Raw genomic sequence first — 25,630 nt, forward strand, 5'->3', positions numbered from 1 at the left:
CGGCTCAAATTAAACTATTTGATCTATGTCAATAAATTTATTTAAATAAAACCTATTGGTTTGGTTTTAGATAATAAAAAAAAATCGGAGTCTGAAGAGAAACACGCAAGCTATTTATCACAAACATAGGTATCGTATCGGATTTACCAATCTTCTTTTTATTGTTCAAATTCTCAAAGAAACTTTCTAATTCAACTTATACATGATATCATTCTCCTTTAAACTATTTAAGAGCTGTTGCGAAATCTTGACTTTATTTTTTCGACTTGGCATCTGTACTTTTATTTTTTCAGCATTATCATACACCACAAAATTTAAGGTTTGATTGCCTTCGTGGAACTTTATTAAATCATATAACACAGAAACTGTTTCTCGCTCTAAATCCCTAATATTAAGCTGAATGGACAATTTTTTAGCATAGGTATCCATCACATCATGCAACAACTGGAAACTATTAAACTGAATCCTAGGATCCCCTTTTTTTCCGGTGTCCCTGTTTACCCAACCTTCACGAACAAAAGCGCGTACATACACGAATGAATTAATCACAAAGAAGTGTCTAAACTTAAGATAATCTTCCCCAAAAATGCGGAATTCAAAACTATCAGTATAATCTTCTATTGTGAAAATCGCCCAACCTTTCCCTTGTTTACTCACGCGATGTTGTACATCTGTAACCACACCTCCAAACGTAACTTCTTTATTGACAATAGCTTCTAAATTATTAAAATGTGCAACCACTCCGTTACAAAACGTTTTCATTTCAATTGAAAAATCATCGAGTGGATGACCAGAAATATAAATCCCTACAACTTCTCGCTCTCGAGATAATTTTTCCATCGTTCCCCAATCTTCACATGGTGGTACAATCGGCTCTGCAATCTGAACATCACTGGCTTCACCAAACAAACTGACTTGCGCCGAATTTTCATTTTCTTGATGCTTAGCACCATATTTAACCGCTTTTTCTAAAAAGGTAATACCATCACCATCATGTGCAAAATATTGTGCTCTATGGGTTTCTGGCCAACAGTCAAAACCGCCTGCATTGGCTAAACCTTCAAAAGCTTTTTTGTTGGCTGCTCGTAAATCGATACGCTTCGCCAAATCGAAAATGGATTTATAATGACCATCTTCTTTTCGGTTTTCAACGATGGTTTTTACAGCTCCATGTCCTACTCCTTTTATCGCTCCCATTCCAAACCGAACCGCATTGTCTTTATTTACCGAAAACTTATAGAAACTCTCGTTAACACTCGGTCCTAACACTGGTAATCTCATCCGTTTACATTCTTCCATAAAGAAGGTTACGGATTTAATATCATTCATATTATTAGATAAAACCGCAGCCATATATTCTGCTGGATAATGCGCTTTTAAATACGCCGTTTGGTAAGCAATCCATGCATAACAAGTAGAGTGTGATTTATTAAAAGCATAACTGGCGAAGGCTTCCCAATCCTTCCAGATTTTTTCGAGTTTTTTAGCGTCTAGACCTTTGGCACTCGCTTGCTCAATAAATTTTGGTTTCATCTTATCCAAAACCGCAATCTGCTTTTTACCCATGGCCTTTCTCAAAACATCGGCTTCACCTTTTGTAAAATCTGCCAATTTTTGAGACAACAACATCACTTGCTCTTGATAAACCGTAATACCATACGTTTCTTGAAGGTACTCCTCCATTTCTGGTAAATCGTACACAATCTCTTCATCACCATGTTTTCGCGCAATAAAACTTGGAATATATTCCATTGGACCAGGACGATATAAAGCATTCATGGCAATTAAATCATCAAAAACCGTAGGCTTAAGATTCTTCATGTGTTTTTGCATACCAGGCGATTCATACTGAAAGACACCAACGGTTTCACCACGTTGAAATAATTCGTACGTTTTTACATCATCGAGCGGAAAACTATCGGGGTCTAAATCAATGTCGTGCTTCGCCTTTACAATCTTAACCGTATCCTTAATTAAAGTCAAGGTTTTTAAGCCCAAGAAATCCATTTTCAATAACCCTGCACTTTCAACGACAGAGTTATCAAATTGTGTGACATATAAATCGGAATCTTTCGCTAAGGAAACGGGAACATAATTGGTGATATCACCTGGTGTGATAATGACTCCACAAGCATGAATTCCTGTATTACGAACCGATCCTTCCAAGATTCTAGCTTGGTTGATGGTTTCGGCTTGCAAATCGTCTCCATCAGAAATATTTAAAAGCTCATTAATTTTCTCTAAATCTTCGGCTCTAAATTTACTGGCCAATTCTTTTTCCGAAAGTCCAAAAATCTTTCCGAGTTTGGACATCAACGGAATTAATTTCGCAATATGATCGGCTTCATTAAGCGGTAAATCTAAAACTCTGGCCGTATCTCTAATCGAAGATTTTGCAGCCATCGTTCCGTAAGTAATAATCTGAGCCACTTGATTAGCCCCATATTTTTCGATCACATAATCCATAACACGACCACGACCTTCATCATCAAAATCGATATCGATATCGGGCATACTCACACGGTCTGGATTAAGGAAACGCTCAAAAAGTAAATCGTACTTAATCGGGTCTATATTGGTAATCCACAAGCAATAAGCCACCACAGAACCTGCTGCCGAACCACGACCAGGACCAACGGAAACGTCCATGTTTCGGGCTTCGCGAATAAAATCCTCAACAATTAAGAAGTAACCTGGATATCCTGTGTTTTCAATAACGCTCAACTCAAAATCGAGACGTTCTTTTATTTCTGGCGTGATTTCACCATAGCGGATTTCTGCACCTTTGTAAGTTAAATGCTTTAGAAACGCATTCTCACCACGTTTACCACCATCAGCTTCATCTTCTTTGTGTTTAAATTCTTCTGGAATATTGAAAGCAGGCAATAAGACATCTCGAGCCAACTCATAAGGTTCAATTTTATCGACGACTTCTTGGATATTCACAATGGCTTCAGGCACATCTCTAAACAAAGCCTTCATTTCCTCCGAAGACTTAAAATAGTATTCCTGATTTGGCAAACCGTAGCGATAACCACGACCACGACCAATTGGTGTGGCTTGTTTTTCGCCATCTTTTACACACAATAAAATATCGTGCGCATTAGCATTTTCTTGGTCAACATAATAGGTATTGTTAGTAGCGACTAATTTAACATCGTGCTTTTTTGCAAATTGGATCAACACAGGATTTACGCGGTTTTCATCCTCCTGGTTATGACGCATTAACTCGATATATAAATCATCTTGAAACGTCTCTTTCCACCACAACAAGGCTTCTTCGGCTTGATTTTCACCAACATTCAACACTTTACTTGGCACTTCGCCATACAAGTTTCCTGTAAGACAGATTAAATTTTCCTTGTATTGTTCTATCAGTTTTTTATCAATTCTAGGTACGTAGTAAAACCCATCAGTAAAGGCTGCAGACGATAATTTCGCCAAATTATGATAGCCTTTTTTATTCTTCGCTAGTAACACAATTTGGTAACCGTTGTCCTTTCGAGTTTTGTCTGCGTGATTTTCACAAACAAAGAATTCACAACCTATAATTGGCTTTATTATTTTGCCTTTCTTTTCTAGTCCAGCCTCTTCAGCTTCTTCATGTTGGGCTTTTACTTTTTTATTATGCCCAGAAACGGCACTCACAAAGTGGAACGCTCCCATCATATTTCCGTGATCGGTCATGGCAACGGCTGGCATATTTTCCCTTGCCGCTGCAGCCACCAAATCCTTAACACTTATGGTGGATTGAAGAATGGAATATTGCGAATGGTTATGCAAATGCGCAAAATCAACATCTTTTATTTGTGAAGCCGCTTCCTTATCAACAACAATTGGTGTGGCTTGTTCTTTTTGAAGACGTGCGTTTATTTTAGCACTTTCCTTCTTAAGATTAATGTGTTTTAAGCCAATTAATTGAATTTCAGCAGGATTTTCTTGCGTGAAATTCTCAAAATATTCAGGCTCTACATCGAGCTGTTCCTTAGTATATTGCTTACGACGAATCAATTCTAAAAAACAACGCGTGGTCGCTTCAACATCGGCTGTGGCATTGTGTGCTTCGGCAAATGGTTTGTTGAATAAATATTGGTGTAATTCTGTTAAGGTTGGTAATTTAAATTTCCCATAACGTCCTCCAGGAATCTGACACAAACTTGCTGTGTGTTCTGTACAGGTATCTAAAACTGGTAATTCTTGAAGTGGATTTGTGACGTCTTCACGCACAAATTCGGCTCCCATAATATTTAAATCGAACTTTACATTTTGTCCGACTACAAATTTGGTTTTCGCTAAAGCCGCATTGAATTTCTCTAAAACTTCAGAAAGTGGTACACCTTGTTCTTGAGCCAATTCGGTTGAAATACCGTGAATTTTTTCGGCATCATAAGGAATATTGAAGCCTTCTGGTTGCACCAAATAATCCTCATGCGCAATGCAATTCCCCATACCATCGTGCAATTGCCATGCAATCTGGATACATCTTGGCCAATTATCGGTGTCTGTAATTGGTGCATCCCAACGTTTTGGTAATCCTGTGGTTTCGGTATCGAATATTAAGTACATGCTTTTGTTGCGTTGTTTGACGTTAAGTTGTTTCTCGCAGAGGCGCATAAGGCACAAAGAGAAAACTCTAATTGTAAATTTTTATAAAATCTGAAATGCTTCAAAATGTCACTCTGAGTAAAGTCGAAGCGTCTTTTACAAAAACCATTTATAGGTTTCTCGACTTCGCAAGAAATGACAGCAAATTTTCAAATAAAATAGCTGATAAAATTACGTAGAATTTGTACTTATCTGAAATGAAATTATGAAGAGTTTTGAACATAAAAAAAAGCCAGCCTATAAAGGCTGACTTTTTTCGATTTGGTATGTTAATTACGATACTAATTCTTCTTGCACTTTTTCTGTATTAATCGCTGCTTGTATTGCATTTTTATGCTTTAACAATAAGGCATCAATAGTTGGTGGCAAATTTCGTTCTTTGAGTAACTCATTGTACTCTTCTAAACTGGCTTTCTCACCTTTTATGGCTTCTTCTAAAACTGTTTCTTCGTTGTTAGAGGAAAAGGTAGCTTTTAGGCTTGTCCAATTTCGGTGCATTGTACCTTTAAAACTTCCTGAGTCTTCTGGAATTTCACCGTATTGTAATATTTCAGTTCTTAATTCCTTAGCAAATTCGCTACGCTCAGAGGCTCTTCGTTTAAAAAACATTTTAAGTCTATCACTTTCAATATTATCGACAGCATTTAAATAGCCTTTTTCAGCATCGTAATTTTTAATTAATAATTCGTTTAGTTTGTTTGATATATCTTTTGAAAAATTCATTTTATAATGTGTTTAAATTCTCAATAATTTCTTTTAGGTTGGTTATTGTTTCACAACCATAAACAATATAAAAGAATCAGCAGGAGAAAACGAAGAAATTAACACCTTTAACAAAGGCTTATAGGTTTTTAACATAGTGAAGGTTGTAAATGATATTAGTCCGCTTTTGCTGTTAGATGTGAGAAATTAGACTTGATTCTGACTTCATATGAAACATCTGTTTTACATAGAAATAATCGGTGTTTCTTTTGATAATTTTTCACTTTTAAAACTTATTAGGTGTGGTTGTTTCAAAAAATTCTGAACTACTAAGTTTCAATACCGTTGAGGTCCCAACTTTTTTCTTCAAACACTATTCTATGGAACAAAAAAAAGCGCTATTCAAGTTGAATAACGCTTCTATATATTTTAATAATTTGTTTCTAGTTCGGCTGTAAATAATCAGGAACTCCATCACCATCCGTATCTAAGGCATCATCGGAGTTTCCATCTCCATTTGGATCTGCATTTTCATCAATAGTTAAAATACCATCTCCATCATCGTCATTATCTAGATAATCAACGTCACCATCTCCATCTGTATCCATTGGATTTCCGTTTTCATCCTTAGATTCATATTGTGTTAAGACGCCATCACCATCATCGTCATCATCTAAATAATTTGGAACACCATCACTATCTATATCGTCATCTTCAAGATCACCATTTCCATTAAAATCTTCAAAAACATCTGGAATGCTATCTCCATCGGTATCACTACAATTTAAACCTTCTATTTCAGCCTGAATACTACCATCCACATCTCCACAAATATCTATTTGCTCTTGCAAGTAAAGTAAGTACTGTGCACATTTATCAATATAATTACCAATGGTTGCCGTTGCATATTGTGAATTTGCTTCAACAACATTAGCCTCAGCAATCTCACAAGAAATCTGGCAATCACCCAAATCATCTATAATAGATTGCAAAGCGCCATTTGCATCACCACAATAGGTGCGCTGATTGATTAATGCATTTGAATAAGCATTACAAGCAGCCAGATATGCATCGCTATTTACAAAATCTAAATCTGAAGCAAAAGTAGCTTCATAAGCCAATAATGCAATTTCAGCTTCAGTTTCTACATCAAAACAGGTTATTGGGTTTGTTGGAAACTCACCTGAAACCAAAGGCACTTTAAAAAAGATACCATTGGTAAATCCCACCGAATTTAATCCAGCAGCATCAAAAGCTAAAAACCTAAACGTACCTGTAAATGTGTTATTAACAACATCTATTTCTTCAATAGTAACCTCACCTAATTCAGGATAAATTGAAACACTTTCATCAGGTTTATTATTCGTAGAATATGTTGTTCCTAAGGCATCAATATATTGTGCTTCGATAATATCTATGTCACCGACAATAAAAGTGGACTCGATTACAGAAGGCACTGTAAGCTTAACGGATTCTGCATTTTTTGTACCTGTAATGGTTAAAAAGCCATTAGCTCCAATACTAGCAGTAAAGCCCGAAGCTCTCCAAAGTTGATTTTCGCGATCTCCTTGAAAAGCAGGTGTATTAAACTTTACTTCATCACCACAGCTAAAAATAGTTAAAAAAACAAGAGATAAGAGGATTAGTTTTTTCATCATTTAAAATATCTTTTATCTATGCTCCAAATATAACGAAACACGAATGTCAAAAGTATAATAATTTTTAATAATGAGTGCCACACTGATTTTTCTTTTAGAGAAACTGAACTTATTACAAGTTAAAGTAATTTATTTCACCAGATTACAAAAAATAATAGTATCTTTGCGCCCTCATTAATAACAGAGGTCGAGAACCTCACTAATTAATTATTATGCCTGTAAAAATTAGATTACAAAGACACGGTAAAAAAGGAAAACCTTATTACTGGATCGTAGCAGCGGATTCGCGCGCTAAAAGAGATGGTAAATACCTAGAAAAATTAGGTGCTTACAACCCAAACACAAATCCTGCAACTATCGAATTAGATGTTGACGGAGCTGTACAATGGTTGCAAAACGGTGCACAACCAACTGACACTGCAAAAGCTATTTTATCTTATAAAGGAGCTATGCTAAAAAATCACTTAGCTGGTGGAGTTAGAAAAGGAGCACTTACTGAAGAGCAAGCAGAAGAAAAATTCAATGCTTGGTTAGAAGAAAAAGCAGCTAAGGTTGAAGCAAAAACTGAAGGTTTATCTAAAGCAGATGCTGAAGCTAAAGCTAAAGCACATGAAGCAGAAAAAGCAGTAAACGAAGCACGTATCGCTGCAGCTGCACCAGTTGTTGAAGAAGAAGTAGCAGAAGATGTTGCAACTGAAGAAACAGCAGCTAACGAAGAAGAATAAAAAATTATTTTTTTATACTTTTAACCCAGACTATTTTTAGTCTGGGTTTTTTTATTTAATAAAGCCGCTAAAGGGGTTTATTAAATAATTCACACGAAGGTGGGAATCTGCCCAATATATTAGAATTAACATTAAAAAGATTCCCGTTTTTACGGGAACAACAAATCAAAGATTTGTAATGAAAAAAGAAGACTGTTTTTATTTAGGGAAAATTGTATCGAAATATAGCTTTAAAGGAGAGCTTCTTGCAAAACTAGATACAGATGAACCCGACTTATATGATGATCTAGATGCTGTTTTTTTAGATCTTAGAGGTAATTTAGTACCATTCTTTATTGAATCGTCCCAATTACATAAATCGGATTTGTTGCGTATAAAATTTGAAGATGTAGATTCTGAAGCCGATGCTGATGCTTTAATAAAAACAGAATTATACTTACCATTAGAATTGCTACCAAAACTTGAGGGTGATAAATTTTATTTTCATGAAGTTATAGGTTATGCAATCAAAGATCAAAACTTTGGACATGTTGGGATTATTACAGCAATCAATGACTCCACTGCCCAAGCACTTTTTGAAATAGACCGAGACGGAATTGAAATACTGATCCCTATGAATGACGAATTTATTGTTAAAGTAGATCGAAAAAACAAGACCATAGAAGTTGATACGCCTGAAGGTTTAATAGATCTATATCTTGAAGCATAATGAGCGGTGTTCCTTTTAAATTCAAACAATTCTCAATTAACCAAGACCGTTGCGCTATGAAAATTGGCACAGACAGTGTTCTCCTTGGTGCATGGACTTCTGTAGACCATAAGCCTTTTTCGGTTTTAGATATTGGAGCAGGAACTGGTGTTTTATCTTTAATGATTGCACAACGAAGTCACGCAGAAACTATTGAAGCTATTGAAATAGACGACGATGCGTTTGAACAGTGTGCAGAAAACTTTGAAGACTCTCCTTGGAACGATCGTTTGTATTGTTTTCATGCCTCATTGTTAGAATATGTAGAAGCCGTAAATGACGAATTCGACCTCATTATTTGCAATCCTCCGTTTTATTCTGAAGATTACAAAACGGAAAATAAGTCTAGAGATTTAGCACGTTTTAACGATGCCATGCCTTTTAAACATCTCATTTTTGCTGCTGTTAATTTACTATCTGAAAACGGAATATTTTCAATAGTAATTCCACATAAAGAAGAAGCCAATCTTATTGATTTAGCGTCAACAGTAGGTTTAAACCCTAATCGTATACTTCGTGTTAAAGGCCACCCTGATTCTGAAATTAAGCGAAGTTTATTAGAGTTTTCATTTGAAGATACCGACGTTAAAACCGCTGAATTAGTCATAGAAACATCACGTCATCAATACACTGAAGACTATATTAATCTTACCAAAGATTTTTATCTGAAAATGTAATTCTATTGTTGGGCAATGCTAACGTTTTCGTTACTTTTGTTAAACTTATAAAATAACCGCTTCAATTTTGGCAAATTCTCAAAATTAGAAGCTATAAATAACAACATTAGAATGAAACCAGATTTATTCGAAGCACCAGATTATTACAACCTTGACGAATTATTGACTGAAGAGCACAAATTAGTGCGTGATGCCGCTAGAGAATGGGTAAAACGCGACGTCTCTCCTATTATTGAAGAGTATGCTCAAAAAGCAGAGTTTCCAACTCAAATTGTAAAAGGTTTAGCAGAGATTGGAGCTTTTGGTCCATACATACCTGAAGAATATGGAGGAGCAGGTTTAGATCAAATTTCGTATGGTTTAATAATGCAAGAAATTGAACGTGGAGATTCTGGAGTTCGTAGTACGGCTTCTGTACAATCGTCACTTGTGATGTATCCTATTTGGAAATACGGTAACGAAGAACAACGGAATAAATACCTACCAAAATTAGCATCTGGAGAATGGATAGGATCTTTTGGGCTAACTGAACCCGATCATGGTTCTAATCCAGGAGGTATGGTGACGAACTTTAAGGATATGGGAGACCATTATCTTTTAAATGGCGCAAAAATGTGGATTTCTAATGCTCCGTTTTGTGATGTTGCCGTAGTTTGGGCTAAAAATGAAGAAGGACGTATACACGGACTTATTGTAGAACGTGGTATGGAAGGTTTTTCAACCCCTGAAACACATAATAAATGGTCATTAAGAGCCTCTGCTACAGGCGAGCTTATTTTTGATAACGTCAAAGTGCCTAAAGAAAATTTATTACCCAACAAATCTGGACTTGGAGCTCCATTAGGATGTTTAGATTCAGCGCGTTTTGGTATTGCTTGGGGAGCTATTGGTGCTGCCATGGATTGCTACGATACAGCTTTACGCTACAGTAAAGAACGTATGCAATTTGGAAAACCAATAGGTCAGTTTCAGCTACAACAAAAGAAACTCGCCGAAATGATTACTGAAATCACCAAAGCACAATTATTAGCGTGGAGACTTGGGGTAATGCGAGAAAATGGTACAGCAACTTCAGCACAAATATCTATGGCCAAACGCAATAATGTAGAAATGGCTATTAACATTGCACGCGAAGCGAGACAAATGCTTGGAGGCATGGGAATATCTGGAGACTACAGTATTATGCGTCATTCGATGAACCTTGAAAGTGTAATAACTTACGAAGGAACTCACGATATTCATTTACTAATTACAGGATTAGATATTACAGGCTTAAATGCTTTTAAATAGTGTTTAACACCTATATTTTCATGTTTTTTAAAAGCCTAATGGTTATAAATTAGAATTCATAAAAAATGCTTCTCATTATTGGGAAGCATTTTTTGTTTAAATTAGTTGAACAAAGAATACACATGTCTTCAAAATCGAGATTAGATCGCGCTTATAAAAATGCCAAACACCTAAAGTTTGACGATACCTCTAAAATCATACTATTTAGCGATTGTCACAGAGGTGATAACAGTTTTGCCGATGATTTTGCTAATAATCGTAACATTTATTATCATGCACTAAGACATTATTATTTGGAGGGCTTTAGCTATTGCGAACTTGGTGATGGCGATGAACTTTGGGAAAATCTATCCTTTGAATCCATATTTAGTGCACACAAAAATGTGTATATGCTAATGAAACAGTTTCATGATGAAGCGCGTTTACATATGATTTGGGGAAACCATGACATGGTGTATCGTGACCCTAAATATGTAGAAAAACATCTGAATACTTTTTTTGACCCTAAAACCGGTAATGATGAAGATTTATTCTGCGATATTAAATATCATGAAGCTATTGTTTTAGAACATACTGAAACCAATCAACAATTATTCTTAACCCATGGTCATCAAGCGGATTGGTGGAATTTTTTATTTTGGAAATGGAGCCGATTTATGGTTCGTGTGTTGTGGAAACCTTTAAATGTTATGGGTATTGCAGATCCTACAAGTCCGGCTAAAAATTATACCGAACTCATTAAAATAGAAAAGAGAACCAAACAATGGATCATTGAAAGAAACAACTTAATTACCGTTGTAGGCCATACCCACCGACCACGTTTTCCAGAACCTGGTGACATTGCTTATTTTAATGATGGTAGTTGTGTTCACCCACGAAGTATTACGGGTTTAGAAATTGAAAATGGAGCCATTTCACTAATTAAATGGCAAATTATAACCTCAGAAGATGGTAACTTAAAGATTGATCGGTTTTTATTGGAAGGACCTACAAAGTTAGCTGATTATAAGACGGAATAATCGATATGGAGCTGTTAGAAATGTACTTCTGGATGATAATTATTATTTGTGGTGTTTTGAACATGCCTATAATAATTTTGACTGAAGATTTGAAAGATAAAAACAGATATAAGAAATACCTTAAAATTTCTTTTATTATTGGTCTAATTGGAATAGTAATGCTTTTGACTGACTGGAATTATCTCTGTGGTTACCAATGTTTAGTTTATACTTTTTCGCCATTTATAACATTACTAATCTGCAAAGCTGTAATGATAGTATCTAAAAAAATCACCAAAAAAGAAGGATTTCAGATATATAGTAAACGACAAATTATTGGTAGCTCTAAAATAGAACTCTCTGACGGAATTTATCAAGAAAACATAGGAGATTTAAAATATGAAAGCTATTACAGTTGGTACACTTCTTTTATATCAGCGACACCTGTTATTCTTCTATTTCTATTATTAATTATTATAAAAGAGAATACGTGTTGAGATAATTATGAGATTCCTGCGTTCGCAGGAATTTAGGACTCAGGCGCCAACTCAACTTCCAAACCTTCCATATCTGGTGTCATTTGAATTTGGCATCCTAGGCGCGAATTGTCTTTAACATAAAACGCTTCAGACAACATCGCTTCTTCATCGTCTTGCATTTCTGGCAATTCGGTATCACTTAAAACGTAACATTGACAAGAAGCACACATGGCCATACCTCCACAAACGCCAATAGTACCTTCTGGAGCTAGCTCATAAGAACGCACTATTTCCATAAGGTTCATAGCCATATCAGTTGGGGCTTCAACGTTATGCTTTACTCCTTCTCTGTCTATTATTGTAATATTTATGTCTTGTTCCATAGTTAACTATAACACCGAATTTGTTTTTTTAGATTTTTTAAGTAAAATTAGTTATTAATTGAAACCTGACAAGTTTTTGATGTTGAGAGATCTAATTTTCTTTTTACATTTAAGTTAGCACAGAAAATGGCCTGCTTATTCAAATGCTTTTACAACTGCCTTTGGGGCTTCTTTTCGTGATCCGTCAAACCCATTGACACCTGCAACCGTTGTATATTTTAAAACGTAGCGTTTACCTGGATTGATTATTTTATATGCAGCCTGACACATCAATGTCGCTTCATGAAAACCACATAAAATTAATTTTAATTTTCCTGGATAGGTATTTACATCACCAATTGCGAAAATTCCTGGGATATTAGTTTGGTAATCTAATGCATTGTTAACTTTAATGGCATTTTTCTCTATCTCTAATCCCCAATTTGCAATAGGTCCTAGCTTTGGAGATAAGCCAAATAATGGAATAAAATGGTCGCACTCTAATTCAAATTCTTTTTCTATGTGTTGCGCTTGTTTAACAACAACTGCTTTTACCTTATCATCGCCAACAATACCAATAACTTCAGCAGGAGTAATCAAGTTTATTTTACCTTCATTTTTTAATTCTTGAACTTTTTGAACAGAATCTAAATGACCTCTAAACTCGTTTCTTCTGTGAATTAAAGTTACACTTTCTGCAATATCACATAAAAATATACTCCAGTCTAATGCAGAATCACCTCCACCTGCAATAACGACTTTTTTACCACGATACATTTCAGGTTCTTTAATCATATACTCAACACCTGAATCTTCAAAATCGGTGATATTATGAATTAAAGGTTTTCGCGGTTCAAAGCTTCCTAATCCACCAGCAATGGCGACTACCGGAGCTTGGTGTTTTGTACCCTTATTAGTGGTTACAATAAAACTTCCGTCCTCTTGTTTTTCGATGGTTTCTGCGCGTTCTCCTAATGTAAAACCTGGTTCAAACTGTTTACATTGCTCCATCAATTTTTCCGTTAAGTCACCAGCTAAAATTTCTGGATAAGCAGGAATATCGTAAATAGGTTTTTTAGGGTAAAGCTCAGTACATTGACCACCTTGTTGTGGTAAAGCATCAATTAAATGGCATTTTAATTTTAAAAGTCCGGCCTCAAAAACCGTAAAAAGTCCGGTTGGTCCTGCGCCAATAATAAGTATATCTGTTGTAATCATGAATGTAAAATTGAGTACAAAACTACTAATGTTGTTGCAATAGAAATGTGATAAATGTCATACTATTTTTCAACATTAATAACTTTTTCGATTTGGGGTGCATATTTCTTAATAGTCATCTCTACACCAGATTTTAAGGTCATCTGATTAACACTACAAGACGTACAGGCACCTACAAGTTCTACTTTTACAAACTTATTATCATCGATAGATAATAAATTAATATCACCTCCATCGCTTTGTAGAAACGGACGGATTTCATCCAATGCTTTTTCTACGTTTAATCTAAGATCCTTTGCGTTCATTTTCAATCTTGTTTTCCACATCCTTCCTATTTCAAACATATAGGAACAGGATGTATTATTATTTTTTAACAGCAGAGCAACCTGCCATTGTTGTAATTTTAATGGCTTCGGTAGCAGGTAATGCATCGTTTCTATCCACTACTTGTTGAACAACATCTCGTGTAATAGCTTCAAAAGCGTCTTCAATTGGTGTTGCTGTTTGCATAGCGGCTGGTCTCCCCAAATCACCGGCTTCTCTTATACTTTGAATTAATGGTACTTCTCCTAAAAATGGGACCTTTAAATCTTCAGCTAAATGCTTAGCTCCTTCTTTACCAAATATATAGTACTTGTTCTCTGGAAGTTCTGCAGGTGTAAAGTAAGCCATATTTTCAATAATACCTAAAACTGGCACATTTATACTTTCTTGCTGAAACATAGCCACACCTTTTTTAGCATCTGCTAAAGCCACATTTTGTGGTGTACTTACTACAATAGATCCCGTAATTGGCAACGCTTGCATAATACTTAAGTGAATATCACCTGTTCCTGGAGGTAAATCTATTAGTAAGAAATCTAATTCTCCCCAAGCAGCATCAAAAATCATTTGATTTAGAGCTTTAGATGCCATTGGTCCTCTCCAAATAACAGCTTGATCTGGTTTTGTAAAAAACCCGATAGATAATACTTTAACACCATAATTTTCTACAGGCTTCATTTTAGATTTACCATCAATTGTTATAGATAATGGTCTTTCGTTAGCCACATCGAACATAATAGGAATAGATGGTCCGTAAATATCGGCATCTAAAACCCCTACTTTAAAACCCATTTTAGATAACGTCACCGCTAAATTTGCCGTTACCGTAGATTTTCCCACTCCTCCTTTACCAGAAGCAACAGCGACAATATTTTGAATACCTGGAATTGCTTTTCCTTTTATTTCATTTTTTGGTGCTGCTGCAGGTGCATCAACTTTTACGTTGACTTTTATTTTAGCTTTTTCGTAAACGTCTTTGTGGATGGTTTGTAAAATTTCCACTTCAGTTTTTTTACGTGCTTGAAGTGTTGGATTTTTTATGGTAATATCTACAATCACCTCATCAGCAAAAGTAACAACATTTGTTACGGCTCCACTATCTACCATATTTTCTCCTTCACCAGGTGCTGTAATGGTTTTAAGTGCGTTTAAGATATCTTGTTTGTTAAGTTTCATAAGGTTTTAATTATATCAATTAAGTCTTTTCTGAATAGGTTTCGACTACCCTCAACCAGACAACATTTATATTCTTATTAAGATTAATTCTAAATGCAAAGATAAGTATTAAAGCTAGAAGAATGAAGCACGATGCTTGAAGTTTATTTTAGATCTTTAAAGATCCTTTACAGGGTCCCAATACACCGCTTCTAAATTCTGAATTTGATGGTCAACAACCTCAATTCCTTCACTTTCTAGAAGCTGCTGCATGAGATTAGTGCCTTCAAAATGATGCTTGCCTGTTAAAAGTCCTTTTCTGTTCACAACTCTGTGTGCTGGTACATCTTTTCCGTGAGAACCATTCATAGCATAACCTACTATTCTGGCACTTTTACCTGCACCTAAGTATTTTGCTATAGCACCATAACTGGTGACTCTTCCGTATGGAATTTTTTTAGCAACCTCGTATACTTTTTCAAAAAAACTAAGCGTCTCTGGTTGCATTTAGAAATCTCTTATGATATTAATAAAGGTAATTAATGCAACAATTCCGGTAATAACACCAATACTTAGATTCATACTTTTTTGAGACGTAAAACTTCGATCTTTAATCTTGTCGAAAAAGAAAATATAAAAATAGAGCATAACGAATGTTCCGGTTGCTGCACCTGTAACGTATGTAACGATACTTAATTTCTGAAAATCCATCCAGCCAAAAGACACCAAAGTAATGGTCATATAAGCCTGATACGGAATTGGAAAAATATTAAGCGCAGACAACAACATTCCATGCAGTAACCTACCATGTTTACTCTTTATTTCAGTCTCCTTTTTTATTTCTTCTTCCTTAGATGCTAGGACTAAAAAATATATGGTTATTAATACAAATATGACGAAAGCTACACGTCTTAAAATCTCTACAATATCTGGATGACTAGACAAATATCTAGCAAAAATCGCAGCCAAATACGTTTGAATGTAAACTACAATACAAACACCTGTAGAAAACATAATTCCACGCGCAGCTCCTTCCTTTAGGCTAATTCTTGCGGCTGTCATATTCAACAATCCTGGTGGAATAACACCAATCATCGCTACTATTAGACCAAGAAAAAAAATGACTGTTATACTCAAGTTTTAGTTGATTTTGAATCTAATATACGTAATTGCTTTGTCTTTTTCCAAATACTGACTTTCGTAAAAGGTTTGAATTTCAGTAACTTCTTCTGGACTGCCTTCTAATCTATATACGTTATGGTTAGCGTATAACACTTCTAAACCTAATCCATGTAGTAAGCCAAGCGTGTAACCATGCATAAATTCACTATCCGTTTTTAAGTGCATTAAACCACCTGGTTTTAAAACTTTTTTATAACGCTCTAAAAACTGCAAATTGGTCATTCGGTGTTTTGTGCGCTGGTATTTTATTTGCGGATCTGGAAATGTAATCCATATTTCATCAACTTCATTTTCGCTAAAAACACGATCTACAAGTTCAATCTGTGTTCTTATAAACGCTGCGTTTGGAATCCCTTCTTCAATCGCTGTTTTAGCTCCTCGCCAAAATCGAGCTCCTTTAATATCTATACCTACATAATTTTTATCAGCATTACGTTTTGCTAAACCCACGGTATATTCCCCTTTACCACAACCTAATTCTAAAACCAATGGATTGTTGTTTTTAAAAACTTCTGACTTCCATTTTCCTTTTAGTTTATACGTCGCATCTACCAATTCTTCTCGTGTTGGTTGAAACACATTATGAAAGGTTTCATTTTCCTTAAAGCGTTTGAGTTTGTTCTTACTTCCCACTAAATTTTAGATTTATTAATAATTCGGTAAAATTAAGCAAACATTTTAGGTTTACCTTTGTTAAATACAACCTAATCTACAAATTAGAAATATTGCTATAAGTTGAATACAAAAAAAAGGATATTGGTGGCTCCACTAAATTGGGGATTAGGGCATTCTACACGATGTATTCCAATTATTAATGCTTTAATCGTAAATGGGTTTGAACCTGTCATTGCCAGTGATGGTATTGCCTTAGAGTTATTACAAAAAGAATTCCCAAGACTAAGCACCTTTGAATTACCATCATATAATATTACGTATGCAAAAAAAGCAAACGACTTTAAAATTAAATTATTAAAAGACTCACCGCATCTATTAAAAACTATTAAACGCGAAAAAAAGGTTATTAAGGCCTTAGTTGAAACAGAAAGCATTTCTGGTATTATTTCAGATAATAGATTTGGAGTAAGACATAAAGCTATTCCTTCAGTATTTATTACGCACCAATTGCGCGTATTAAGTGGAAATACAACATGGTTAAGTAGTAAGTTACATCAAAAGATAATTTCGAAATTTACTGAATGTTGGGTGCCAGATCAAAGGGGAGCTGTTAATTTAAGTGGTGAATTAGGGCATCCTAAAAACTTTACGGCATCTGTAAAATACTTAGGACCTTTATCTCGATTTAAAAAACTAAACGTCGAAACCGAATACAATCTTCTTGTTTTACTTTCAGGACCTGAACCACAACGTACGTTTTTAGAAGAAAAACTTTTAAATGAATTAAAACACTATAAAGGACGTGTCCTTTTTGTAAAAGGAAAAGTAGAACCAAGGCAACACAAAACGGTTATTGACAATGTGGTTATTTATAACTTTATGACGAGTAATCAACTTGAAATTGCCATCAATAAAAGCGACCTTATACTCAGCAGATCGGGTTATACAACAATAATGGATTTGGAAAAACTTGAAAAGAAAGCATTTTTTATACCAACCCCTGGACAGTTTGAACAAAACTATTTGGCTCAAAGACTACATGCTGAAAGTATTGCTCCGTATTGCAATCAAGATGATTTTGACATTAATATGCTATCTGAAATTGATGAGTTTAGCGGTTTTACTGCCAAAGAATACGAATTAAATTACAAGAAGCTATTTGGACTTTTCTAGTGTAAAAGAAAACTCACTTCCAACTCCTAACTCGCTTTCGATATATATTTTTTCTTCGTGTGCTTCAATAATATGCTTTACTATAGATAAGCCAAGACCTGAACCACCTTCTTTTCGTGACCCACTCTTATCTACACGATAGAACCGCTCAAATAAACGCTGAAGATTGGCTTTTGCAATCCCTTCACCATTATCGGTAACTCTAATAATAGCTTTGTTTTTTATAAGATTTTCTATGCTTACTTCCGTAGTCCCTTTTTCGCGTCCGTATTTTATGGAGTTCACAACGAGATTGGTTAAAACTTGCTGAATGCGTTCTTTATCTGCATAAACCATTATGGGTTCGGGATAATCTATATCAAAAGTTAAGGTAATATTCTTTTTTGCAGATTTCATCTCAAAAAGATCAAACACATTTTGAACCACTTTAACCATATCAAAACTCTCCTTCTCCAATCTTAAATCACCAACTTCCAATTTGGTAATCATGTCTAAATCTTTAATAATATAGGTTAAGCGCTCGACTCCCTTTGTTGCTCTAGTTAAATATTTTTTCTTTATTTTTTCGTCTTCAACACCACCATCTAGTAGTGTTAGCAAATAGCTTTGAACAGTAAACAAAGGGGTTTTTAATTCATGGGAGACATTACCAATAAATTCTTTTCGATACTCTTCTCTAATTTTTAGAGTTTCAATTTCAAATTTATTGTTTTTGGCGTATTTATCAATTTCTTTTGTTAGCGTTCCCATATCTGTGGTAATGGGTTGTCGCCTTAAACTTGTAGATTCTAAAAGTGTTAAGTCATCATATATTTTCTTAACGCGTCTGTATATATAACGTTCAACTCTATATTGAATAATCCCAAAACAAATTGGGAAACAGACCAAAGAATAAAGCAGCAAGTGCCAACTAACTTTAGCATATAAGTGTAGAAAACCACCAACTAAAAACGTTGTAAACAAGGTAACATACAATCCTGTTCGCAATGCGAATTTATAAGATTTCTTAAGGCTATTATTTTGCATTAGTCAACAAACTTGTAACCAACACCTTTTACGGTCTTAAAGGATTTATCTCCAATTTTTTCACGAAGTTTTCTAATGTGTACATCAATGGTTCTTCCGCCTACAACGACTTCATTTCCCCAGACTTTATCTAAAATTTCGTCTCGTTTAAATACCTTTCCTGGTTTGGTTGCTAACAAAGATAACAATTCAAATTCTTTTCGAGGTAAAGCCGTTTCTTCACCTTTAATTGTAATTTTATATTCCTCTTTATAAATGGTTAAATCACCGATTTGCATTACGGCATCAACGCTACCTTCAGAATGTTTCAGGCGTCGCAGTAAGGCTTTTACTTTACTGATCAAAACTTTTGGTTTTATAGGTTTAGCGATATAATCATCTGCTCCTGCCTCAAAGCCGGCTACTTGAGAGTAATCTTCACCTCTTGCTGTTAAAAACGTAATAATAGTATCGCTTAAGCTCGGTTCTTCTCTAATGCGTTCACAAGCTTCAACACCATCCATTTTAGGCATCATTACATCAATAATAATTAAATGAGGTTGATGTTTTTTTGCTAATTTAACAGCTTCTTCTCCATTTTCACCTGTAATAACTTGATATCCTTCTGCAGATAAATTAAACCCTACGATTTCTAAAATATCTAAGTCATCATCTACCAATAATATCTTAATGTCTTTCTTTTTCAATTGAAATAAGTTTTAAATAATTGTAAATATAAATTATATCTATGTTATGTTTCTAAAATTCTGAAATTGATAACAATTACCTAACATTGAAATTATAAAATCTTGACTATTAGAAACACCTGAAATTTACGATGTTATCATATTGTAAAATGGCAAGTATTAACGATTCTGATTATTATAGTTGACCATTTGTTCTTATATTTGTTACTTAAACCTTTATAACAAATAATTATGAAAAAAATTTACTTTTTATTATTTACATTAACCTCAATGCTTTCGTTTGCGCAAGGCAATGAAACTTTTGATGGCTTTTCTGTAGATGGAAACAGCTATGCTGATGGTACTTTTACAGGCCAAGATGGTTCTACATGGAACTACACACAATGTAGAGGAGACTACGAAATTACAGGACAATCGATAATGATTGGAAGAAACAGAAGTCCTCAAGCTGAATTTAGTTCAGGTTTAATTTCTGGAGGTGTTGGTACTATTAGTTTTAATTATATGCAGGCTTTTGGAACTGCTGTTAATTTAAATGTATTAGTGAACGGTGTAGTTGTAGGAAATGTAACAAGCTCAGACGAGCAAGATGTTATAAAAGCATCTGGAACAATCACGGTCAACACACCAGGTGATGTTACTATTAAATTTATAAATGCAGAAAATGGCGCAGGACAAGTTGCTGTTGATGATATTGTTTGGACAGGTTTTGCAGGAACTGCTCCTCCTAGTATTAGTATCTCAAGCCCAAGCGACAACACAACATTTGCTCCAGGCATGTCATCTGTAGATGTTGAATTCATTACAGCTAATTTAGCTGGTAGTGAAACTGTTACTGTAACAGTAAATGGTACTCCAAACACAAACGCAACAAGCCCTTTTACAATTGCAACTACTGATGGTGAAACTTACGATGTTACAGTTGATTTAATAGATGGTGGTTCAAGTGTAGATTCTGATATGATAACATTTAGTGTCGCATCTATAAACCAAGTCTCTAATATTACTGAATTGAGAGCTGGTACTCTTGGTGGTACTTACGAACTAACAGGTGAGGCTATTATATCTTATATCGTTACTGATGGTAGTAGAAACCAAAAATACATCCAAGATGGAGGAGCTGGAATCTTAATCGATGATTCTGCTGGTTTATTAAGTACTCCTTTTAATATTGGAGATGGTATTACAGGGTTAAGAGGACAGCTTTCTGAATTTGCTAATACGCTTCAGTTTGTTCCTACTCAAAACGTAGCAAGTGCGTCTTCTACAGGTAACACATTAACTCCAATCGTAGTGAGTGTTTCAGATCTTTTAAACGATGGTGAAAACTACGAAAGCCGATTAATTACTGTAAATAGTGCAACTTTTGCTGATGCTGGTACTTTCGCTGATAACACTAACTACGACATATCAAACGGAGCGGATACAACTATTTGTAGAGTTGCATTTGGTGATGAAGATTTAATTGGTACTGCTATACCTACAACCGCTGTAAGCATTACTGGTTTAGGTGGACAATTCGATGAGGATTATCAAATTTTCCCAAGATACACTACTGATATTGCTGCACCATTAAGTGTAACTGATTTTAACACAAACGCATTCAGCTTATACCCAAACCCAACGAATACAGGTTCTGTGTCAATTTCTTCTACAAGTAGCGATGCTATCTCTGTACAAGTATTTGATATCTTAGGTAAGCAAGTAAAAAACCAAACGGTAACAAACAACACATTAAATGTGTCTAACTTAAAGTCTGGTGTTTACATTGTAAAAATCAACCAAAACAATACTTCTACTACTAAGAAATTAGTGATTAAGTAAGCTAATAGATTTATACCATATAAAAGCGTTCCGAAAATTATCGGGACGCTTTTTTTATTTTCCATATTTTTGCTGTATGATATCTAAAGACGCCATTTTCAATATAAAATCTAATGCTGAATGTGATGCTTTAGCATTGGATATTTTTAAGTTTCAGTTTAAAAACAATAAAGTTTATCGTTCGTTTTGTGACTTAATTAATAAACACCCAGCAGATGTAAAACAAGTTACAGATATTCCTTTTTTACCTATTCAGTTTTTTAAATCCCATACGGTTTTAAGCACGTCTTTAGACATTCAAAAAACCTTTTCTAGCTCAGGCACCACTGGAAATAATACAAGTAAGCATTTCGTTTCAGACTTAAACCTATACGAAGAGAGTTATCTAAATGCTTTTAAACACTTTTATGGAAACATTGAAGACTATGTAGTCTTAGCGTTATTACCATCTTATTTAGAACGCGACGGTTCTTCTCTTATCTATATGGTAAATGATTTAATTGAAAAATCTAACCAAACTGAAAGCGGATTCTATCTCAATAATTTAGACGAATTAGTAAACACACTAAAATCACTCGAGGCAAAAAAACAAAAAACACTACTCATAGGTGTTTCCTTTGCCTTATTAGATTTGGTTGAAGCACATCAACTCCAGTTGAAGCATACCATTATTATGGAAACTGGTGGAATGAAAGGTAGACGAAAGGAAATTATTAGACAAGAGTTGCATCAAATTCTAAAAACTGGTTTTGGCGTTAACCAAATTCATAGTGAATACGGAATGACAGAATTGTTAAGCCAAGCATATTCTAAAGGAAATGGTGTTTTTGAGTGTCCACCATGGATGAAAATACTAACACGAGACACTGAAGACGCCTTAACAATACAACCACTCCATAAAACCGGAGGCATCAACGTCATTGATTTGGCAAACATAAATTCGTGTTCGTTTATTGCGACTCAAGATTTAGGTAAAGTCTATAACAATGGTCAATTTGAAGTTATCGGAAGATTTGATAACTCAGATATTAGAGGTTGTAATTTAATGGCTTTGTAAGGAACTAAATTTTATTTCGACTTAACCTTTGCTATGAAAAAGTAAGATTTTCAATAGTTGATTAATTGATTGGTAGTGGGTGCCCAAAAGTTATTTTGGGCACTTTTTTTATATAAAAAGACCTGTCTCATATGTATAACGAAACAGGTCTTTTTTATATTTTTTAAAGCTGAGCCTTAAACAATTTCTAAAATAAAATTCGTTTTCTTTCCTCGGCTTAGAATAATATATTTATCATGAATTAAATCTTCCGTAGACAATACGTAGTCTTCCTTTACTTTTACTTTATTAACAGCTACAGCATTTTCCTTTAAAGCGCGTCTTGCATCTCCATTTGAGCTCAAAAAGTCTGTTTTCGCGGCCAATGCACCAATCATGTCTACACCTTCATTAAATTCCACTTGCGAAATTTTAGCATGTTTCACACCTTCAAAAACATCTAAAAACAACGACTCTGATAATTGTTCTATTTCATTTTTAAAATCTTTACTAAACAAAATTGAGGATGCTTTTACCGCATTATCATAATCATCTTTACTATGAACAAATACAGTAATCTCTTCTGCTAAGCGTTTTTGCAATAATCTTAAGTGTGGTGTTTCTTTATGATCTTTAATTAAAGCTTCAATGGTTTCTTTATCTAAAAAGGTAAAGATTCTGATATACTTTTCTGCATCTTCATCTGAAGAATTCAACCAAAATTGGTAAAATTTATAAACCGATGTTTTATCTGCATCTAACCAAATGTTTCCACCTTCAGATTTTCCAAATTTAGAGCCATCTGCTTTTGTGATTAAGGGACAGGTCATGGCATAAGCTTTCGCTTGGTCTTCACCATCGTGCATACGTCTTACCAATTCTGTTCCTGTGGTAATATTTCCCCATTGATCGCTACCTCCCATTTGCAATTTGCAACCCATGGTTTTGTATAAGTGATGGAAATCGTAGCCTTGAATTAATTGGTAGGTAAACTCTGTAAACGACATTCCGATACTACCTTCTTCACCAGAAAAACGCTTTTTTACAGAATCTTTAGCCATCATGTAATTTACTGTGATACGTTTACCAACATCTCGTGCAAAATCGATGAAACTAAAGTCTTTCATCCAATCGTAATTATTTACCAAAACTGGTGCGTTTTTGGCTTTAGAATTAAAATCTAAAAAACGAGATAACACTGATTTTATTCCAGCTACATTATGTGCTAAAGCAACTTCATCTAACAAGTTACGTTCGTCACTTTTACCAGACGGATCACCAATCATTCCGGTAGCACCACCAACTAAAGCAACCGGTTTATGACCTGCCTTTTCTAAATGAACCAATAAAATAATAGGCACTAAACTACCAATATGCAACGAATCTGATGTAGGATCAAAACCAATATAGGCTGTCGTCATCTCCTTGTCTAATTGCTCTTCTGTTCCAGGCATGATATCGTGTACCATTCCTCGCCAACGTAATTCTTCTACAAACGTATTTGCCATTGCTATTTTAGTTTCAGGTTTATGTTCGCAAAGATATGTTTCCGCTTTTAAAGTCAAAAGACAATTTTAACTCAATTTAGCTCTCCAAATATTTATTTAATTCAAAACCTCATTATTCAAATTACACATTTTAAATAAGGCTTAAAAAAACGTAACTTTACCCAATGATTCTAGTCACAGGAGGTACAGGTTTGGTTGGTTCGCATTTACTTTTTCAACTTTTAAAAAGTAATGAACCTATACGTGCCATTTATCGTCGCGAAAAAACTTTAGCTCGTACAAAAAACGTCTTCTCTTACTTTTCAGATGATTCTGAATCACTTTTTAATAGAATTGAATGGGTGAAAGCAGATCTAACTGATATTCCTCAACTTCAAGATGCTTTTAAAGATATTACACATGTTTATCACTGTGCTGCCTTTATCACGTTTGAACCTGATAAGTTTAAAGTTTTAAGAAAAATTAATATTGAAGGCACAGCTAACATCGTTAACTTATCTATTAGTCATAACGTTAAAAAGTTATGCTACATGAGTTCTATTGCTGCGATTGGACATCATAATAATCCCGATATATTAATAGATGAGCAAACCGATTGGAGTCCTGAAGATGATAATAGCGTGTATGCCATTACGAAATATGGTGCAGAACTTGAAGTTTGGCGTGGTACACAAGAAGGTTTAGATGCTGTGGTTGTAAATCCCGGAATTATTTTAGGAGCTGGTTATTGGCATGGCGGAAATAGTGGTGGTTTGTTTAAACGCATTTATAATGGTATGTCTTATTACACTAATGGTGTTACTGGTTATGTTGATGTTTGGGACGTCGTTAACGCCATGAAACAACTCATGGAAGGCAACATTAAAAACGAAGGTTTTATTTTAGTCTCAGAAAACTTAAGCTTTAAAACGTTTTTTTCAAATATAGCAAATCATTTAAACGTAAAGCCGCCAACAAAAGAAGCTAAACCTTGGTTATTAGGAATTGCATGGCGATTAGACTGGCTAAATCATAAACTTTTTGGTCAACGTAGGCAATTAGCCAGACAAGTCACTAAATCTGCGATTAGTGTTACAAAATACGATGCTTCAAAACTAAAAAATACTCTAAATTTTGAATTCAAACCCATTGATTCAAGTATAGAGGAAGTCAGTAAACTATTCCTTAAAAATCTTTAGGTTTTATCGTTTCAACATTAATGGTATCTATTGTCTTTTTAATAGAATCCTTAGGAGTTCGTTTTGATTTTGCAATTGAGTCTCTACGTCTATTTATAGAATCTGTTTCCTTTTTCTTAACCTCATCATAGTGTTGTTTTTTAGATTCTAGTCGCTCTTTCACCACATCAACAATCGCTTTATAGGTTTCGGCATCAAACGCATAATAAGCGTTACTTTCTGCAAAGCGTGTACTGTCTATATTATATTTTTTTAAAATATAAAACTCTGGATCAAGATCATTTTTTTCTAAAGTTGCTCTGTTAACTCCTTTAGCGGCATTCAACAGATATAAGTCATAAAGCAAATCCGTCATTTGCGCTTTAGATATTAAATTATCTGGTTTTTTTGGTTTTTTAATACCATTGCAGGCCAAAAGCACAATACCTAAAACTAGTATAATATAGGTTCGTTTTAACATC

General features: G+C 34.6%; 24 protein-coding genes. 10 read left to right on the forward strand and 14 right to left on the reverse strand.

Going from position 1 to position 25,630, the window contains the following annotated elements; genetic code table 11:
- Window positions 1-186 precede the first annotated feature (186 nt).
- The 3 genes from dnaE to ITJ86_RS02740 all read right to left on the reverse strand — a co-directional run bounded on the left by dnaE (window position 187) and on the right by ITJ86_RS02740 (window position 6,965).
- Window positions 187-4,566 (reverse strand): DNA polymerase III subunit alpha, encoded by a 4,380-nt coding sequence (dnaE, locus tag ITJ86_RS02730; RefSeq protein ID WP_195870061.1) that lies wholly within the window; start codon window positions 4,564-4,566, stop codon window positions 187-189.
- 312 nt (window positions 4,567-4,878) lie between these two features.
- A complete protein-coding gene (locus ITJ86_RS02735) occupies window positions 4,879-5,328 on the reverse strand; it encodes a ferritin-like domain-containing protein (protein WP_195870062.1) in 450 nt (149 codons plus the stop codon).
- Between the two features lie 422 nt (window positions 5,329-5,750).
- Window positions 5,751-6,965: a DUF6252 family protein gene (locus ITJ86_RS02740; protein ID WP_195870063.1), complete on the reverse strand. Its 1,215-nt coding sequence runs from the start codon at window positions 6,963-6,965 to the stop codon at window positions 5,751-5,753.
- 212 nt (window positions 6,966-7,177) lie between these two features.
- Between ITJ86_RS02740 and ITJ86_RS02745 the strand changes: the two genes are divergently transcribed.
- The 6 genes from ITJ86_RS02745 to ITJ86_RS02770 all read left to right on the forward strand — a co-directional run bounded on the left by ITJ86_RS02745 (window position 7,178) and on the right by ITJ86_RS02770 (window position 11,900).
- A complete protein-coding gene (locus ITJ86_RS02745) occupies window positions 7,178-7,690 on the forward strand; it encodes a 30S ribosomal protein S16 (RefSeq protein ID WP_195870064.1) in 513 nt (170 codons plus the stop codon).
- Window positions 7,691-7,868: 178 nt separating this feature from the next.
- A complete protein-coding gene (gene rimM, locus ITJ86_RS02750) occupies window positions 7,869-8,399 on the forward strand; it encodes a ribosome maturation factor RimM (protein WP_195870065.1) in 531 nt (176 codons plus the stop codon).
- Between the two features lie 56 nt (window positions 8,400-8,455).
- Complete coding sequence (locus ITJ86_RS02755) at window positions 8,456-9,115, forward strand: tRNA1(Val) (adenine(37)-N6)-methyltransferase (protein ID WP_230080193.1); 660 nt, start codon at window positions 8,456-8,458, stop codon at window positions 9,113-9,115.
- Between the two features lie 111 nt (window positions 9,116-9,226).
- The gene (locus ITJ86_RS02760; protein WP_195870067.1) at window positions 9,227-10,405 is read left to right on the forward strand and encodes an acyl-CoA dehydrogenase family protein; all 1,179 of its coding nucleotides are present in this window, start codon (window positions 9,227-9,229) and stop codon (window positions 10,403-10,405) included.
- A 122-nt stretch (window positions 10,406-10,527) separates the two neighbouring features.
- Window positions 10,528-11,424, forward strand: coding sequence for a metallophosphoesterase family protein (locus ITJ86_RS02765; protein WP_195870174.1), 897 nt, complete (start codon window positions 10,528-10,530; stop codon window positions 11,422-11,424).
- Window positions 11,425-11,429: 5 nt separating this feature from the next.
- The gene (locus ITJ86_RS02770) at window positions 11,430-11,900 is read left to right on the forward strand and encodes a hypothetical protein (protein ID WP_195870068.1); all 471 of its coding nucleotides are present in this window, start codon (window positions 11,430-11,432) and stop codon (window positions 11,898-11,900) included.
- Between the two features lie 32 nt (window positions 11,901-11,932).
- Here the strand turns inward: ITJ86_RS02770 and ITJ86_RS02775 are convergent, their stop codons facing one another.
- From ITJ86_RS02775 to trmB, 7 genes are all read right to left on the reverse strand, one after another.
- Window positions 11,933-12,265 carry a 2Fe-2S iron-sulfur cluster-binding family protein gene (locus tag ITJ86_RS02775; RefSeq protein WP_195870069.1) on the reverse strand — a complete coding sequence of 111 codons (333 nt, stop codon included), beginning with the start codon at window positions 12,263-12,265 and terminating at the stop codon, window positions 11,933-11,935.
- 135 nt (window positions 12,266-12,400) lie between these two features.
- On the reverse strand, window positions 12,401-13,462 hold the full coding sequence (locus tag ITJ86_RS02780; RefSeq protein WP_195870070.1) for an NAD(P)/FAD-dependent oxidoreductase: 1,062 nt from the start codon (window positions 13,460-13,462) through the stop codon (window positions 12,401-12,403).
- A 62-nt stretch (window positions 13,463-13,524) separates the two neighbouring features.
- Window positions 13,525-13,767 (reverse strand): NifU family protein, encoded by a 243-nt coding sequence (locus ITJ86_RS02785; protein ID WP_195870071.1) that lies wholly within the window; start codon window positions 13,765-13,767, stop codon window positions 13,525-13,527.
- A 58-nt stretch (window positions 13,768-13,825) separates the two neighbouring features.
- On the reverse strand, window positions 13,826-14,962 hold the full coding sequence (locus ITJ86_RS02790; protein ID WP_195870072.1) for an Mrp/NBP35 family ATP-binding protein: 1,137 nt from the start codon (window positions 14,960-14,962) through the stop codon (window positions 13,826-13,828).
- 156 nt (window positions 14,963-15,118) lie between these two features.
- Complete coding sequence (locus tag ITJ86_RS02795; protein ID WP_195870073.1) at window positions 15,119-15,448, reverse strand: MGMT family protein; 330 nt, start codon at window positions 15,446-15,448, stop codon at window positions 15,119-15,121.
- Window positions 15,449-16,078: a LysE family transporter gene (locus ITJ86_RS02800; RefSeq protein WP_195870074.1), complete on the reverse strand. Its 630-nt coding sequence runs from the start codon at window positions 16,076-16,078 to the stop codon at window positions 15,449-15,451. It lies immediately after the preceding gene.
- Between the two features lie 3 nt (window positions 16,079-16,081).
- Window positions 16,082-16,756 carry a tRNA (guanosine(46)-N7)-methyltransferase TrmB gene (trmB, locus tag ITJ86_RS02805; RefSeq protein ID WP_195870075.1) on the reverse strand — a complete coding sequence of 225 codons (675 nt, stop codon included), beginning with the start codon at window positions 16,754-16,756 and terminating at the stop codon, window positions 16,082-16,084.
- A 126-nt stretch (window positions 16,757-16,882) separates the two neighbouring features.
- On the opposite strand from trmB, the gene ITJ86_RS02810 reads away from it, so the two are divergent.
- Window positions 16,883-17,911 carry a glycosyltransferase gene (locus ITJ86_RS02810; RefSeq protein WP_317190610.1) on the forward strand — a complete coding sequence of 343 codons (1,029 nt, stop codon included), beginning with the start codon at window positions 16,883-16,885 and terminating at the stop codon, window positions 17,909-17,911.
- On the opposite strand, the gene ITJ86_RS02815 is transcribed toward ITJ86_RS02810, so the two are convergent.
- Both ITJ86_RS02815 and ITJ86_RS02820 read right to left on the reverse strand, forming a co-directional pair.
- Window positions 17,894-18,937 (reverse strand): sensor histidine kinase, encoded by a 1,044-nt coding sequence (locus ITJ86_RS02815; protein ID WP_195870077.1) that lies wholly within the window; start codon window positions 18,935-18,937, stop codon window positions 17,894-17,896. The genes ITJ86_RS02810 and ITJ86_RS02815 overlap by 18 nt on opposite strands.
- Window positions 18,937-19,623, reverse strand: a complete 687-nt coding sequence (locus ITJ86_RS02820) for a response regulator transcription factor (protein ID WP_195870078.1) — start codon at window positions 19,621-19,623, stop codon at window positions 18,937-18,939. Before ITJ86_RS02820 ends, ITJ86_RS02815 begins: the two co-directional genes overlap by 1 nt.
- Window positions 19,624-19,854: 231 nt before the next feature.
- Between ITJ86_RS02820 and ITJ86_RS02825 the strand changes: the two genes are divergently transcribed.
- Both ITJ86_RS02825 and ITJ86_RS02830 read left to right on the forward strand, forming a co-directional pair.
- Window positions 19,855-21,447 carry a T9SS type A sorting domain-containing protein gene (locus tag ITJ86_RS02825; RefSeq protein ID WP_195870079.1) on the forward strand — a complete coding sequence of 531 codons (1,593 nt, stop codon included), beginning with the start codon at window positions 19,855-19,857 and terminating at the stop codon, window positions 21,445-21,447.
- A gap of 76 nt (window positions 21,448-21,523) precedes the next feature.
- Window positions 21,524-22,504, forward strand: coding sequence for a LuxE/PaaK family acyltransferase (locus ITJ86_RS02830; RefSeq protein ID WP_195870080.1), 981 nt, complete (start codon window positions 21,524-21,526; stop codon window positions 22,502-22,504).
- 176 nt (window positions 22,505-22,680) lie between these two features.
- Here ITJ86_RS02830 and tyrS read toward each other — a convergent pair whose 3' ends face one another.
- Window positions 22,681-23,991, reverse strand: a complete 1,311-nt coding sequence (gene tyrS / locus ITJ86_RS02835; RefSeq protein WP_195870081.1) for a tyrosine--tRNA ligase — start codon at window positions 23,989-23,991, stop codon at window positions 22,681-22,683.
- Between the two features lie 164 nt (window positions 23,992-24,155).
- Between tyrS and ITJ86_RS02840 the strand changes: the two genes are divergently transcribed.
- Window positions 24,156-25,169 carry an NAD-dependent epimerase/dehydratase family protein gene (locus ITJ86_RS02840; protein WP_195870082.1) on the forward strand — a complete coding sequence of 338 codons (1,014 nt, stop codon included), beginning with the start codon at window positions 24,156-24,158 and terminating at the stop codon, window positions 25,167-25,169.
- Here the strand turns inward: ITJ86_RS02840 and ITJ86_RS02845 are convergent.
- Entirely contained in the window at window positions 25,156-25,629 is a 474-nt protein-coding gene (locus tag ITJ86_RS02845) for a DUF4296 domain-containing protein (protein ID WP_195870083.1), read from the reverse strand. The genes ITJ86_RS02840 and ITJ86_RS02845 overlap by 14 nt on opposite strands.
- Window position 25,630: the final 1 nt, after the last annotated feature.

The organism is Winogradskyella marina, assembly GCF_015645385.1.
Lineage (GTDB): Bacteria > Bacteroidota > Bacteroidia > Flavobacteriales > Flavobacteriaceae > Winogradskyella > Winogradskyella marina.

Coding starts and splice junctions, on each gene's coding strand:
- ITJ86_RS02745 (WP_195870064.1), top strand. CDS start 7,178: ATGCCTGTAAAAATTAGATTACAAAGACACGGTAAAAAAGGAAAACCT.
- ITJ86_RS02735 (WP_195870062.1), bottom strand. CDS start 5,328: ATGAATTTTTCAAAAGATATATCAAACAAACTAAACGAATTATTAATT.
- ITJ86_RS02755 (WP_230080193.1), top strand. CDS start 8,456: ATGAAAATTGGCACAGACAGTGTTCTCCTTGGTGCATGGACTTCTGTA.
- ITJ86_RS02825 (WP_195870079.1), top strand. CDS start 19,855: ATGAAAAAAATTTACTTTTTATTATTTACATTAACCTCAATGCTTTCG.
- ITJ86_RS02740 (WP_195870063.1), bottom strand. CDS start 6,965: ATGATGAAAAAACTAATCCTCTTATCTCTTGTTTTTTTAACTATTTTT.
- ITJ86_RS02790 (WP_195870072.1), bottom strand. CDS start 14,962: ATGAAACTTAACAAACAAGATATCTTAAACGCACTTAAAACCATTACA.
- dnaE (WP_195870061.1), bottom strand. CDS start 4,566: ATGTACTTAATATTCGATACCGAAACCACAGGATTACCAAAACGTTGG.
- ITJ86_RS02770 (WP_195870068.1), top strand. CDS start 11,430: ATGGAGCTGTTAGAAATGTACTTCTGGATGATAATTATTATTTGTGGT.
- ITJ86_RS02765 (WP_195870174.1), top strand. CDS start 10,528: ATGTCTTCAAAATCGAGATTAGATCGCGCTTATAAAAATGCCAAACAC.
- ITJ86_RS02775 (WP_195870069.1), bottom strand. CDS start 12,265: ATGGAACAAGACATAAATATTACAATAATAGACAGAGAAGGAGTAAAG.
- ITJ86_RS02780 (WP_195870070.1), bottom strand. CDS start 13,462: ATGATTACAACAGATATACTTATTATTGGCGCAGGACCAACCGGACTT.
- ITJ86_RS02760 (WP_195870067.1), top strand. CDS start 9,227: ATGAAACCAGATTTATTCGAAGCACCAGATTATTACAACCTTGACGAA.
- rimM (WP_195870065.1), top strand. CDS start 7,869: ATGAAAAAAGAAGACTGTTTTTATTTAGGGAAAATTGTATCGAAATAT.
- ITJ86_RS02840 (WP_195870082.1), top strand. CDS start 24,156: ATGATTCTAGTCACAGGAGGTACAGGTTTGGTTGGTTCGCATTTACTT.
- ITJ86_RS02815 (WP_195870077.1), bottom strand. CDS start 18,937: ATGCAAAATAATAGCCTTAAGAAATCTTATAAATTCGCATTGCGAACA.
- ITJ86_RS02845 (WP_195870083.1), bottom strand. CDS start 25,629: ATGTTAAAACGAACCTATATTATACTAGTTTTAGGTATTGTGCTTTTG.
- tyrS (WP_195870081.1), bottom strand. CDS start 23,991: ATGGCAAATACGTTTGTAGAAGAATTACGTTGGCGAGGAATGGTACAC.
- ITJ86_RS02830 (WP_195870080.1), top strand. CDS start 21,524: ATGATATCTAAAGACGCCATTTTCAATATAAAATCTAATGCTGAATGT.
- ITJ86_RS02785 (WP_195870071.1), bottom strand. CDS start 13,767: ATGAACGCAAAGGATCTTAGATTAAACGTAGAAAAAGCATTGGATGAA.
- ITJ86_RS02795 (WP_195870073.1), bottom strand. CDS start 15,448: ATGCAACCAGAGACGCTTAGTTTTTTTGAAAAAGTATACGAGGTTGCT.